The following is a 12964-nucleotide window of genomic DNA, read 5'->3' as shown; positions in this document are numbered from 1 at the left end:
GGCGCGCGAGCGTAGCGATGCGTGCTGTTGTCGTTGCCCAAGGCTGGCTGTTGGCAGTGGATCGCGAAGAGCGCCCTCTCCCGGCCCCCGGATAAAGCGCCCGGGGCCACCCTCTCCCATAAGGGGAGAGGAGACAATCCCGTGGCCACTTCTACCTTTACGCAGCTACGGGGAAAGCGCACGCAATGCATGCTTTCTCCTCTCCCCTTGCGGGAGAGGATGCCCAACGGGCAGGAGAGGGCGCGCGAGCGTAGCGATGCGTGCTGTTGTCGTTGCTCAAGGCTGCTGCTGGCAGTGGATCGTGAAGAGCACCCCTCTCCCGTCCCCCGGATAAAGCGCCCGGGGCCACCCTCTCCCACAAGGGGAGAGGAGAGGATTCCGGGCCACTTCTCGCCTTGCCCCTGCGGGCGCCACAAAAGGAGAGGAGCGACGGAAGGCGCCCTCTGCATGCAGCATGATTGGAACGGACCCGCACAGCCCCCATTATCGAAACACCACGCGATGAGGAGCACCAGGATGAGCGAACACGAAAACACCAGCGGCAACGCAAGCACCGGCACGCCGCGCAGCGAGATCGCCACGCTGGCCGGCGGCTGTTTCTGGGGCGTGGAGGAAATACTGCGCGCGGTGCCCGGGGTGATGGATACCGACGTGGGCTATACCGGCGGCTGGCTGGAGAACCCCACCTATGACGATACCCACGACAGCAAGTCCGGCCATGCCGAGGCGATCCGGGTCACCTTCGACCCGTCCGTGCTCAGTTACGAGGAATTGCTGGAGAACTGGTTCTTCAAGCTGCACGACCCGACCACGCTCAACCGCCAGGGCAACGACAGGGGCACCCAGTACCGCTCGGCACTGTTCCCGAATAGCCCGGAGCAGAAGGCGACCGCCGAGGCCGTGATCGCGCGGGTCAATGCCTCCGGCAAGTGGAAGCAGCCGGTCACCACTTCCATTGAACCGGAAGCGACCTGGTACAGCGCCGAGTCCTACCACCAGGACTACCTGCGCAAGCACCCGGGCGGGTACAGCTGCCATTTCATGCGCGAATAGGGGCACCACCCTGTAGCGCCGGGCCTGCCGGCCGCGCTTCGCGGCAACCCTGCCAGCCAGGTGACGGCAGCCGGGCAAGCTCGGATCTACGGCTTGCCCACCAAGGCCGTGGCCTTTGACCGCAGGCGCCCCAGGTAGCCGGGGCGCGCCCCGGCGCTGCCACGTGCCGGCTCGGGAAACCAGCGTGCCGACTCGGGAGCCCCACGCGCGGGCTTGCCAACCCCGCGCGTGGGCTCAGTGACCCCACGCGTGGACTCATGAACCTCACGCGCCGGCTCGGCGACCCCACGCGCGGGCTCACGAACCCCGTGCGTCTGCTCTGCAACCCCACGTGTGGGGTCGCGAACCCCACGCGCCGGCTCCGCGACTCCACGCGCGGGCTCACGAACCCCGCGCGCCGACCCGGCGACCTCGCACGCCGGCTCGCGCACCCCGCGCGCCGGTCCGTGCGCGGCTAAACATCGCCGCAAGGGGGCAGCCGTCCGGTAGCCCGGGTAAGCGGAGCGCACCCGGGGCTAGTTAATCCCTGGAATGCACGTGCCAGGCGTAGCTCGCCTTGACCGGGCTAGATCACGCCTTGACGACATTCAGACGGCCTGTAGCGCCGCGATACGCAGCATCACCTCCAGGCTGCGCTCGACATCGGCATCGCGGGTGGCCCACGACGACACACTGATGCGCATCGCGGTGCGGCCCTGCCAGACGGTACCGCCGCACCAGCAGGTGCCTTCGGCCTGCAGCGCCGCGACCACCGCTTGGGTGGTCGCCGGTGCGCCAAAGCTGACCAGCACCTGGTTCAGCACGACGTCGTTGAGGACTTCAAAACCCGCCTCACGCAGGCCCTGTGCAAAACGCCGCGCCTGGCGGCAGTTGCGCTCGATCATCGCGGCCACGCCCTGCCTGCCCAGCCCTTGCAAGGCCGCCCAGATCTCGATGCCGCGTGCGCGCCGCGACAATTCGGGGGTGTAGTCGGACGGATTGCGGAAGGCCGACTCGGTGGGCAGGTAGTCGGCGGTGATGGCCATGGCCGCGCGCAGGGCATCGGGCTGGCGCACGAAGGCCAGGCCGCTGTCGTAGGGCACGTTCAACCATTTGTGGGCGTCGGTCGCCCAGGAATCGGCGACTTCCATGCCCGCCACGAGGTGCCGGAGCGTCGGCGCCGCCGCAGCCCACAGGCCGAAGGCGCCGTCCACGTGCAGCCAGGCGCCGCTGCCGCGGAGGCGGGCGCCCAGCTCGCCCACCGGATCGCAGGCGCCGGTGTTGACGTTGCCGACCTGCGCGCAGACCACGGTGGGGCCGGCAATGTCCGGCAACGCATCGGCGCGCATGCGGCCCTGGGTGTCGACCGGAACGTGGACCACGCGGCTGCGGCCAAAACCCAGCAGGCCCAGCGACTTGGTCAGGGTGGGATGGGCTTCACCACCGATCACCACGGTGACCGGTGGCGCGCCGAACAGGCCGTCGGCCTCCACGTTCCAGCCGGCGCGTTGCAGCACCGCGTGGCGCGCGGCGGCCAAGGCGGTGAAGTTGGCCACGGTGGCGCCGGTGACGAAGGCGCCGCCGGTACCGGCGGGCAATCCCAGCAGGTCCACCAGCCAGCGCAATGCCACCTGCTCGATGCGCGCCGCCGCCGGGGTGATGGCGTCCAGTCCCGCGTTCTGGTCCCAGGCGCCGGCCAGCCAGTTGGCGGCCAGGGTGACCGGCAGCGTGCCGCCGATGACGAAGCCGAAGAAGCGCGCACCCGCCGTGGCCATGGTCGCCGGCGAGCCGTGGCGGTCGAGCAGGGCAAGGACCTCGTGCGGGTCGCTGCCGGCGTCGGGCAGGGCGGTGTCGAGCGCGGACAGTGCCTGCACCGCGGCCGGGTCGGGAGCGACCGCGCGCGCGTCGAGCCCCTGCAGGTAGCGGATCGAGCGTTCGGCGGCGTCGGTGAGAAGGTCGCGCATGGCATTGCTCCGGGTGCGGAAAGGAGAGGCGCGCCCCGAGCGTACGCCCGCGGGTCGGTCGCTGTTGGGCGGGCGTCCCTGTGACAACGGACAAGCACGCAGGGACCAGCCAGGCGCAAGTGCCCGCCACGTTCGGGCGTGGCTGTTTTCGGGCAGCCACCGCGCTGCTGGAGTCGGTCGAGCGCGTATGGGGTGCGGACCGGGCGCGGGACGTGCGATGGTGGCCGCCAGATGCAGCGGGCCATGCAGTTCGCAGGCCGCCGCACACGTGCTGCAGTTCCGGCGCAGTACGGACAACTGGCAGCGCAAGGCGCCACGCTCGAGGGTGGCTAACGGACATTTCACCCGCCAAACCCTCACCATGGCCGCATTGCAGTACAGCGGCCTTATCGGGAATCACTTTTGAAGCATCAATTCTTGCTGGGCGGAGATGCCCTGGGGCAGCTGATTGCCGACTTCGACTGGGCCGCCACCAGCGTGGGGCCACTGGATTCCTGGCCGCCCGTCATGCGCGCCACGGTCTCGCTGATGCTGCAGTCACCGGTGGCCCTGGTGACCCTGTGGGGCCGCGAAGGGGTGATGATCTACAACGACGCCTATTCGACTTTTGCCGGCGACCGCCATCCGGGCCTGCTCGGCTCGGAGGTCAGGCAGGGCTGGCGAGAGGTGGCCAGTTTCAACGACCACGTGCTCAACCACGTCCTCGTCGGCAACCAGACCCTGTCCTACAAGGACATGGAGCTGACGCTCAACCGCGACGGCCAGGCGCGCCAGCTGTGGCTGGACCTGGACTATTCGCCCGTGCTGGATGAAACCGGCGAGGCGATCGGCGTGCTGGCCATCGTGGTGGAAACCACCGAACGGGTGAATGCCGAGCGGGTCAAGGCGGCCGACCGCCAGCGCCTGGCCCAGCTGTTCGAACAGGCGCCTTCGTTCATGGCGGTGCTGCGCGGGCCGGAGCACGTCTTCGAACTCACCAATCCGGCCTACCAGCAACTGATCGGCCACCGCCAGGTCATCGGCCAGTCGGTGAAGGACGCCATGTCCGACGCCGCCGAGCAGGGCTACGTGCAGGTGCTGGACGAGGTATTCCGCACCGGCATCGCCTATCGGGCGCATGGCGAACATTTCGCTATGCAGGCCACGCCGGAGGGGCCGGTCAGTCCACGCGTCCTGGATTTCGTGTTCCAGCCCATCAAGGGCGCCGACCAGCAGATCACCGGGATCTTCGTCGAGGGTTTCGACGTCACCGACCAGACCTTCGCCGAAGCCCGGCGCAAGGCCCTGATCGACCTGACCGACGTGATCCGCGACCAGCGCGACCCCGATGAGCTGGGATTCGTGGCCGCCGCCATCCTGGGCAAGGCGCTCGGCGCCCAACGCGTGGGCTACGCCTCGATCGACGAGGTGCGGGAAACCCTGCACGTGTCGCGGGACTGGACCGCACCCGGGGTGGAGAGCCTGGCCGGCGTGCTCGAGCTGCGCCACTACGGCTCGTTCATCGATTCGCTGAAGGCCGACGAGATCGTCAGCATCGGCGATGTGCGCGAAGACCCGCGCACCGCCGGCAGCCACCAGGCGCTGGAAGCCAAGAGCGCGCGATCGTTCGTCAACGTGCCGATCGTCGAGAACCAGAAGCTGGTGGCGGTGCTCTACGTCAACGTCGACGAGGTGCGGCGCTGGGAAGACGAGGACCTGTCACTGATCCGCGAGTTCGCCGAGCGCATCCGCACCGCCGAGCAGCGCATTCGCGGGGAAGCGGCGCTGATCGAAGCCAAGGAGACGCTGGAACTGCGCGTGGAGGAACGCACCGCCGAGCTGATGGCCATGGAGGCGGTGTTGCGGCAGGCACAGAAAATGGAGGCCGTGGGCCAGCTCACCGGCGGCCTGGCGCACGACTTCAACAACCTGCTGACCGGCATCGCCGGCAGCCTGGAACTGATGCAGCTGCGCCTGGATGCCGGCCGCACCCAGGACCTGCCGCGCTACATCGCCACGGCCCAGGGCGCGGCCAGCCGCGCGGCCGCGCTGACCCATCGGCTGCTGGCGTTCTCGCGCCGGCAGACGCTCGACCCCAAGCCCACCGACATCAAGCAACTGGTCAACAGCCTGGAGGAACTGGTGCAGCGCACGGTGGGGCCGGGCATCCGGATCGAGACGGTCAATGCGGCCGGCCTGTGGCCTTCGCTGATCGATCCCAGCCAGCTGGAAAACGCGGTCCTCAACCTGTGCATCAATGCGCGTGACGCCATGCCCGATGGCGGCACGATCACCATCGAGACCGGCAACCGTTGGCTGGATGATCGCACCGCCAGGGAGCGGCAGCTGGAGCCGGGCCAGTACATTTCCCTGTGCGTGTCCGACAGTGGCGCCGGCATGACCCCCGAGGTGGTGGCCAAGGCCTTCGATCCCTTCTTCACCACCAAGCCGATCGGCATGGGCACCGGCCTGGGCCTGTCCATGATCTACGGGTTCGCGCGGCAGTCGGGCGGTTCGGTCGGCATCTATTCCGAGGTCGGCCAGGGCACCAACGTCTGCATCTACCTGCCGCGCCACAACGGCGAGGCGGAGGATGAGGCGTTCGCGCCCGAGCATGCGGAAGCACCGCGGGGCGAGGAAGGCGAAACCGTCCTGCTCATCGACGACGAACCCACCATCCGCATGCTGGTCAGTGAAGTGCTGGAAGGCTTGGGCTACCACGTGATCGCGGTCGAGGACGGCAGTGCCGGCCTGAAGGTGATCAACGGCACGGCGCGCATCGACCTGCTGGTCACCGACGTGGGCCTGCCGGGCGGGCTCAACGGCCGCCAGGTCGCCGATGCCGCGCGCCTGATCCGTCCCGACCTGAAAGTGCTTTTCATCACCGGCTATGCCGAGAATGCCGTGCTCAGCCATGGCCATCTGGCGCCGGGGATGCACGTGGTCACCAAGCCGTTCGCGCTGGACATCTTCGCCAATCGGGTCAGGGACCTGATCGGCCCGCAGCAGTAGGCGGTCATCCGGGGTCGCGTCCTGCAGGCACACAGACCCGGTGCAGGGCGCAGGCAACGCGCTGCCGCCCCGGACTCAGCCCGCCTTCAACATGCGCAGCAGGCCGCCGAAACGGCGCCGGTACTCGGCCGGCGTGATGCCGACATTGCGCTTGAACAGGCGCCCGAAGAAGCCGCTGTCCTCGTAGCCGATGCTGTTGGCGATGGCGTCCAGGCTGTCGTCGCCCGCTTCCAGCAGGTGCTTGGCCTCTTCCAGCCGCAGCGTGTGCACGTAATCCAGCGGCGACAGTCCGGTGGCCTGCTCGAAGCGGCGCTTGAAGGTGCGTTCGGGCAGGCGGCTGTGCCGGACCATGCCCGCGACCGGCGCCGCCTCCGCATAGTGTTCCGCGATCCAGGCCTGGCACCCGGCGATCAGCGCGTCTTCGGATTGCCGCGAGCGCGCCAGCTGCGCGTAAGGCTGCTGGCCGACGGTGTGCCAGTCGACCAGGTTCACGCGGGCGGTGTGGATGGCGCATCCGAGGCCGGCGACGCGCGCGATCAGGTACAGGGCCAGGTCCATGCACGACGCGCCGCCGCCGGCCATCACCAGTCGCTGGCCCTCGCCCGAGGCGACCAGCGCGCTGCGCGGATGCAGGCGCACGCGCGGGAAGCGCGTGGCGAAGACTTCGGCGAAGGCCCAGTGGGTGGTCGCGTCCTGGTCGTCCAGCAGCCCTGCCTGTGCAAGCAGGACGGCGCCGGAGCAGGTCGAGGCGATGATGGAGCCGTGCCCGCTGCATCGCCGCAGCCATTCGATCTCGGCGCCGTACTGGCCGCTCACGTCGTGCGCCGGGTAGCCGGTCGCCTCGGGAATGCAGACGATCTGCGGCAGGCCGATCGCGTCGAGGGTAGCTTCGGGCTCGATCACCACGCCGTTCAGGATCGGCTGCGGCCCCGGCTGCGAGGCGACCAGCACCGGCTGCACCACGCCGACACCCGCCACGCCGTGCTGGATCATTCCCCAGTCGCGGCCCGCCGAGCGGAACAGGTCGTACATGCCATAGACCACCGAGGCCGCGGCGTAGGGCGTGATGAGGATGGCGGCGACGGGAAGCGGCTGCATGGTGGGCATGGCCGAAATGTCCGGTTGGTGTCCGAAACGGCTGCAGGGCAGGGCGCACGCGCGCATTAACGTGCCGGCTCCCCCAGTAGACCAAAGCCGATGCCGTCATGCCAAGCCCGATCGAATTGTTGCTGCACCCCGTGTCCCTGGCCCTGTTCGCACTGTTCGCGGTGCTGATGCTGTGGGAATTCCTCGCGCCTGCGCGCCGCCTGCCCGCGGTGCCGGGGTGGTACTGGCGCGCGCCACTGGTGTTCGCCAGCTATTTCCTGCTGTCGTCCTACCTGCCGCTGTTGTGGGGCCGCTACCTGTTGCCGCTGCAGCTGTTCGACCTGGCCCACCTGGGCGCGTGGACGGGCGGACTGGTCGGCCTGCTGGTCTACCAGGCCTGCGCCTATGGCTGGCATCGCGCCATCCATGCGCATGACTGGGCCTGGCGCGGTTTCCACCAGATGCACCACAGCGCCGAACGCCTGGACACCTTGAGCGCGTTCTGGTTCAGTCCACTGGAAACAGCGGGCTGGACCGCGGTGGCCAGCATCGCGCTGACGCTGGTGGTGGGCCTGAGCCCGCAAGCCACCACCGTGGCGCTGCTGTCGGCAAGCCTGCTGGCCATGTTCACCCATACCAACGTGCGCACGCCGCGCTGGCTGGGCTACCTGATCGAGCGTCCGGAAAGCCACTCGTGGCACCACGCTCGCGGACGCCATCGCGACAACTATTCCGAACTGCCGGTCTTCGACATGCTGTTCGGCACGTTCCGCAATCCGCGCGACTTCGCGCCGGAGACCGGCTTCCATGAAGGCGCTTCGCTGCGCGTGCTAGAGATGAGCCTGGCCCGGGACGTGAGCGAACCGCGGGCGTCGGCCGCCACCGCCGGCACGCGCTGATCCGCGGTTCCGTGCAGGCGCGTCGGCAGGCACGGCGGCGGCGGCCGGGGCAAAGGGTCGCCCCTATACTGGCCGTCCTTGCAGACACCCCAGGATTTCCCATGTTCGGCATGTCCCTGCTTCTGGTCGCCGTCGCTGTCGTGCTGGCCGTCATCGGCCTTGGCCTGTTCTTCTGGACCATCGCCCTGCGCCGGGTGGTGCCGGTCAACGAAGTGCACATCGTGCAGACCCGCAAGAACACGGTGTCCTACGGCAAGGGCTTCGCCAGCAACACCTATTACGAATGGCCGTCGCGCATTCCCATGATTGGACTGGTGCGGGTGACCCTGCCGGTGTCCAACTTCTCCATCGACCTGCCGGACTACGCCGCCTACGACAAGGAGCGCGTGCCGTTCCTGGTCCATGTCATGGCCTTCTTCCGCATCAGCGATTCCAACACCGCCGCCCAGCGCGTGGCCTCGTTCGAGGAACTGAAGGAACAGCTGACCGCCATCGTGCAGGGCTCCGTGCGCACCGTGCTGGCCGCGCACGAGATCGACCAGATCATGCTTGACCGCAGCCGCTTCGGCGAAGCCTTCACCAAGGAAGTGACGCCGCAACTGGGCGGATGGGGCGTGGAGGCGATCAAGAACATCGAGCTGATGGACATCCGCGATTCCAAGGAGAGCGAGGTCATCCAGAACATCATGGCCAAGCGCACCTCGGGCATCGAGCGCGAGTCGCGCCTGGTGGTGGCCGACAACACCCGCCAGGCCGAGATGGCCGAGATCGCCGCCACCCGCGAAATCGAGATGTCGCGCCAGCAGGCGGCCGAGCAGGTGGGGCTGCGCACCGCGGAAAAGGAAAAGAACGTGGGCGTGGCCAATGAGCAATCCTCGCAGCAGGTCAAGGTGCAGCAGCGCGAAACCGCGGCCAAGGAAATGGACGTCACCCAGGTCAAGAGCGTGCGTGGCGCGGAGATCAATCGCGAGGTCGCGGTGATCACCGCCGCCCAGGCCAAGGAAGTGGCGATCGTGCAGGCCGACGCGGCCAAGCAGGTGGCCATTGTCTCGGCCGAAGGCAGCAAGCAGCAGACCGTGCTGACCGCCGAGGGCAAGCTGGAGGCGGCCAAGCGCAATGCCGAGGGCATCGCGGTGGAGGGCGAAGCCAAAGGTTCGGCGGAAACCGCGATCCTGATGGCGCCGGTGGACGCGCAGATCAAGCTGGCCGAAAAGATCGGCAGCGACCAGGGCTACCAGACCTACCTGCTCGGCATCCGCAACATCGAAGCGGCGCAGGCGGTGGGCACCGCGCAGGCGGAGGCGCTGAAGTCGGCCGACGTCAAGGTGATCTCCAACGCCGGCACCCCCGGCAAGGGCCTGTCCAGCGTCATGGACCTGTTCTCGGCCGATGGCGGCACTGCGGTGGCGAGCATGCTGGAAGGCCTGGCGCAGTCGCCGGAAGGCAAGAAGCTGCTGCAGAGGTTCGTGGAGAAGCAGCAGCCGTAGTAGGTACGGGAATCCGCGATTCGCCGGCAGCGGTCGCGGACGAACCGGCGGCCTGCAGGATCGGCCCTACTGTGCCTATCCTGACGCGGAGGCCTCTACCGCAGGCTGGGTTTCCACTACGGGCGTGCTGGCAGTCACCCGCCACACCGCGTCGCCGACGTCATCGGCGACCAGCAGGGCGCCTTGCTCGTCCTGGGCCAGCCCGACCGGTGCGCCGTACAGCTGTGACTGGTCGGGGGAATAGAAGCCGGTCACCACCGCCTGTGGCACGCCGACCGGCTTGCCATTGCGGAACGCCACATGGATCACCCGGTAACCGCTCAATGGCGAGCGGTCCCAGCTGCCGTGTTCGCTGACGAAGGCGCCGCCCTGGTATTGCAGCGGCAGCGCATTGGCCGGAGAGAACAACAGTCCAAGCGCGGCCACGTGCGAGCCCAGCGCGTAGTCGGGCGTGATTGCCCTGGCGACCAGGTCGGGACGTTGCTGCATGACGCGGGTGTCCACGTGCTGCCCGTAGTAGCTGTAGGGCCAGCCGTAGAAGCCGCCGTCCTGCACCGAGGTCAGGTAATCGGGCACCAGGTCGGCGCCGATCTCGTCGCGTTCGTTGGCGATGGCCCACAGCTTGCCGGTCTGCGGTTCCCATTGCAGGCCGGTGGGGTTGCGTATGCCCGAGGCGTAGACGCGGCTGCCGCCGGTGGCGACATCCACTTCCAGCACGGTGGCGCGCCGGTATTCCACTTCCAGCCCGTTCTCGCCGATATTGCTGTTGGAACCCACGCCGACGTAGAGCTTGCTGCCATCCGGACTGGCCAGCAAGGCCTTGGTCCAGTGGTGATTGAGCGTATCGGGCAGGTCCGCGAACGGCACCCCCGGCGCGCTGATGCGGGTGGCGCCGGCGGCATACGGGTAGCGGACGATGCCGTCGGTGTTGGCGACATACAGCCAGTCACCGATGAGCTGCACGCCGAACGGCGAGTTGAGCTTCTCCAGGAAGACATGCTGCTCCCATTGACCGCCTGCACCGGGCTTGCGGCGCAACAAGGTGATGCGGTTGCCGCCCTTGCCACCCTTGCCGGAGCGGCCCTTGATCTTGCCGGCGATCCATTGCTTGGGCGTAGTGACCGGTTCGGTGCCGGGGCCATTGGATTCGACCACCAGCACGTCGTGGTTGGGCAGCACGTACAGCTGGCGCGGATGCATCAGGCCGGCGGCGATCTTCTCGATCTTCAGGCCTGCGGCGACCGTGGGCGCCTGGCCCTGCTTCCAGCCGACGCCTTCGGGAACCTGCATGGGCGGCACCAGGAAATTCCTGGCCTGGGGCAGGGGTGGGCTGCTGCCGGATTGCTGCGCGGGCTCCAGCGCGGCATCGCCGGCGCATCCGGCCAGCATGGCCGCCAGGGCCAGGGACACCGCGTTGCGGACAAGACGCTTATTCATGGCCGGTATTCCCCTGGCGGATGCCCTGGACGGCAACCACCACGGCGCCGATGCACAGCAGGATTACGGTGAGCACCGACAACCACAGCCCGGCCGGCACGATGGCGTAGGCGTCGCGGCTGTGCACGAACGAATTCAAGATGGCCGCGACGATCGCGAACAGGTTCAGCCAGAAGTCGAACCTGTCGGTGCGGGTCGCCAGGTGACGCGCGGTGAACCAGACCCGCGCCAGGTTGAGCAGGCGCGGCACCACCGCGAACACCAGGCCGATCGCGAGCAGCCAGGCGGCCCCCTTGGCCCACTGCATCACCCCGCTGCGGAGGTAGACGATGTCGAACACCAGTGCGGCGACGAAGCACCCGAACGGGATGGGGTTGAGCAGCGCGTAGATGGCGTGGGCCGCCACCGGACGAGGTGGCGAGGCAAGGGAGCTCATGGGCAGGCTGCTCGAAGGACAGGGAAGGAGGCGCCAGCCCGCCGGACCGCAGTTGCTGGCGCGGCGCGCAGGAGACACGTGAATCTAGACCGGCCGCTGTAAACGCAGTGTCGGCATCGTCGCAGCACAGCCTTTGCAGGAGCACGGCCGTTGTAGGAGCGACGCAAGTCGCGAAGCAGTGGAGTTCGCAGCCGATGCCTGTTCGGGGCTTCACTGCTTCGCGACTTGCGTCGCTCCTACAAGGGCTTTTTTTGGGCTACTGGGCGCGCTTCTTGTAGGTGATTTCCATCATCCTGGATTCCTTTCCGTCCGGGCCGGGTGCGTACATTTCGAACACCTCGGTGTTCGGGTCGGTCCAGCGCGTCGTCATGCGCGCGGTCTGCGGCTTCTTGCTGACCGGGTCGTGGTAGGTGCCGGTGAAGGCGCAGGACAACCTGGCGTCGCAGCTGCCTTCACTGACCATCAGGCCGGTGCTCATGCTGTCGTTCCACGTCGACCAGTACTTGCCGGTGACGTTGTCGAAGCCGTGCAGCCCCTGGCCGGTGTAGGGCTGGCCCATCATCTGCGAACTCACGTCCTCCACCAGCACGCGGTCGCCCAGGATCAGCTTGCGCGTGGCGGTACCGGCGTCGATGGCGGGCTCGGCGCCCGGTGTGTGCCAGCTCTTGACCGTGAGGTCGTAGGTGCCGGCCATGGCGGCCAGCTTCTGGTGTTCGGCGCCGGGCGTGCCGGCTTTCTGGTAGGCCTCCATCATCGCCTTCATTTCAGGCGTCATCTGCGGCGCTGCGGTTTCGGCGGCGAGGGGGCCGCCGAGCAACAGGGCCGAAGCGGCAAGGGAAATGGAAATGGCATGGATGCGGGTCATGTTCGTTCTCCTAGGTGGGCGGGAATGGACAGTGCCGACATGTTCGCCAGTCGGTGCCTTGCGCGTGTGAAAAGGTCGTTTGCTGGAATTCCCAGGGCAGCGCGCGCAAGCCGGGCATCCGGCGGCATCAGGCGAACCGCTGGCCGTTTCCCGCGCTTCACCGCGTTGGGCCACGTGCGACCCGCCGGACAGGGGAGGCGGTCACGCCATGCGGGTGTCCGCATGGCTCTTCCAGAGGGAGCACTCCATGAAACGCACGTACGCAAGCCTGTTATGCCTGTTCCTCGCCATTGCCGCCGCCGCACCGGCCCTTGCCCAGCAGAAGCCCTATGCCGATGGCCCGGTCATCGTGGTCAGCGCCATCAAGGTCATGGATGGGCAGTTCGAGAACTACATGGCGTACCTGCATGGAACCTGGCGCAAGGTCCAGGACGCGTCCAAGGAAGCCGGCCTGGTCACCGACTACCATGTCTACAGCGCCCAGGCGCACAACCCGAACGAAGCCGACCTGTACCTGGTCGTCACCTATCCGAACATGGCGGCCTTCGACGGCATCGACGAAAAGATGGACCCGATCCAGGCCAAGGTCACCAAGATGAATTACAAGCAGGCCGACGAGGCTTCCGGCAAGCGCACCGTCATGCGCACCGTGCTGGGCAGCGAGCTGTTGCGCGAGCTGGTGTTCAAGTAGTCCCGGGACAGCCGCGTTGCTGTGACAGACAAAGCCGCCCCCGGGGCGGCTTTTTTACGGCTGGGTGGGGTGGGGT

Annotated in this window: 10 protein-coding genes; 5 read left to right on the top strand and 5 right to left on the bottom strand. The window is 67.8% G+C overall.

The window, feature by feature from the left end; all coding sequences use genetic code 11:
- Nucleotides 1-516 precede the first annotated feature (516 nt).
- Nucleotides 517-1053, top strand: coding sequence for a peptide-methionine (S)-S-oxide reductase MsrA (msrA, locus tag DT603_RS16000; protein ID WP_211368487.1), 537 nt, complete (start codon nucleotides 517-519; stop codon nucleotides 1051-1053).
- A gap of 587 nt (nucleotides 1054-1640) precedes the next feature.
- Here msrA and DT603_RS15690 read toward each other — a convergent pair.
- Complete coding sequence (locus DT603_RS15690) at nucleotides 1641-2996, bottom strand: pyridoxal phosphate-dependent decarboxylase family protein (protein WP_162350928.1); 1356 nt, start codon at nucleotides 2994-2996, stop codon at nucleotides 1641-1643.
- Nucleotides 2997-3398: 402 nt separating this feature from the next.
- Between DT603_RS15690 and DT603_RS15685 the strand changes: the two genes are divergently transcribed.
- A complete protein-coding gene (locus DT603_RS15685) occupies nucleotides 3399-5987 on the top strand; it encodes an ATP-binding protein (protein WP_246191892.1) in 2589 nt (862 codons plus the stop codon).
- A 75-nt stretch (nucleotides 5988-6062) separates the two neighbouring features.
- On the opposite strand, the gene DT603_RS15680 is transcribed toward DT603_RS15685, so the two are convergent.
- The gene (locus DT603_RS15680; RefSeq protein WP_162350927.1) at nucleotides 6063-7094 is read right to left on the bottom strand and encodes a GlxA family transcriptional regulator; all 1032 of its coding nucleotides are present in this window, start codon (nucleotides 7092-7094) and stop codon (nucleotides 6063-6065) included.
- A 98-nt stretch (nucleotides 7095-7192) separates the two neighbouring features.
- On the opposite strand from DT603_RS15680, the gene DT603_RS15675 reads away from it, so the two are divergent.
- On the top strand, nucleotides 7193-7972 hold the full coding sequence (locus DT603_RS15675; protein ID WP_162350926.1) for a sterol desaturase family protein: 780 nt from the start codon (nucleotides 7193-7195) through the stop codon (nucleotides 7970-7972).
- A gap of 101 nt (nucleotides 7973-8073) precedes the next feature.
- On the top strand, nucleotides 8074-9459 hold the full coding sequence (locus DT603_RS15670) for an SPFH domain-containing protein (protein ID WP_211368486.1): 1386 nt from the start codon (nucleotides 8074-8076) through the stop codon (nucleotides 9457-9459).
- Nucleotides 9460-9534: 75 nt separating this feature from the next.
- On the opposite strand, the gene DT603_RS15665 is transcribed toward DT603_RS15670, so the two are convergent.
- From DT603_RS15665 to DT603_RS15655, 3 genes are all read right to left on the bottom strand, one after another.
- Nucleotides 9535-10896: a PQQ-dependent sugar dehydrogenase gene (locus DT603_RS15665; protein ID WP_162350925.1), complete on the bottom strand. Its 1362-nt coding sequence runs from the start codon at nucleotides 10894-10896 to the stop codon at nucleotides 9535-9537.
- Complete coding sequence (locus DT603_RS15660) at nucleotides 10889-11332, bottom strand: DUF2231 domain-containing protein (protein WP_162350924.1); 444 nt, start codon at nucleotides 11330-11332, stop codon at nucleotides 10889-10891. The genes DT603_RS15665 and DT603_RS15660 overlap by 8 nt, the downstream gene beginning before the upstream one ends.
- A gap of 256 nt (nucleotides 11333-11588) precedes the next feature.
- Complete coding sequence (locus DT603_RS15655) at nucleotides 11589-12197, bottom strand: DUF1579 domain-containing protein (protein WP_162350923.1); 609 nt, start codon at nucleotides 12195-12197, stop codon at nucleotides 11589-11591.
- A gap of 247 nt (nucleotides 12198-12444) precedes the next feature.
- On the opposite strand from DT603_RS15655, the gene DT603_RS15650 reads away from it, so the two are divergent.
- Entirely contained in the window at nucleotides 12445-12888 is a 444-nt protein-coding gene (locus DT603_RS15650; protein WP_162350922.1) for a hypothetical protein, read from the top strand.
- Nucleotides 12889-12964 lie beyond the last annotated feature (76 nt).

It is taken from the genome of Pseudoxanthomonas gei (assembly GCF_010119615.1).
Taxonomy (GTDB): domain Bacteria; phylum Pseudomonadota; class Gammaproteobacteria; order Xanthomonadales; family Xanthomonadaceae; genus Pseudoxanthomonas_A; species Pseudoxanthomonas_A gei.
Note: the sequence above shows the minus strand (reverse complement) of the source record. Positions and strands in the feature narration are given on the sequence as shown.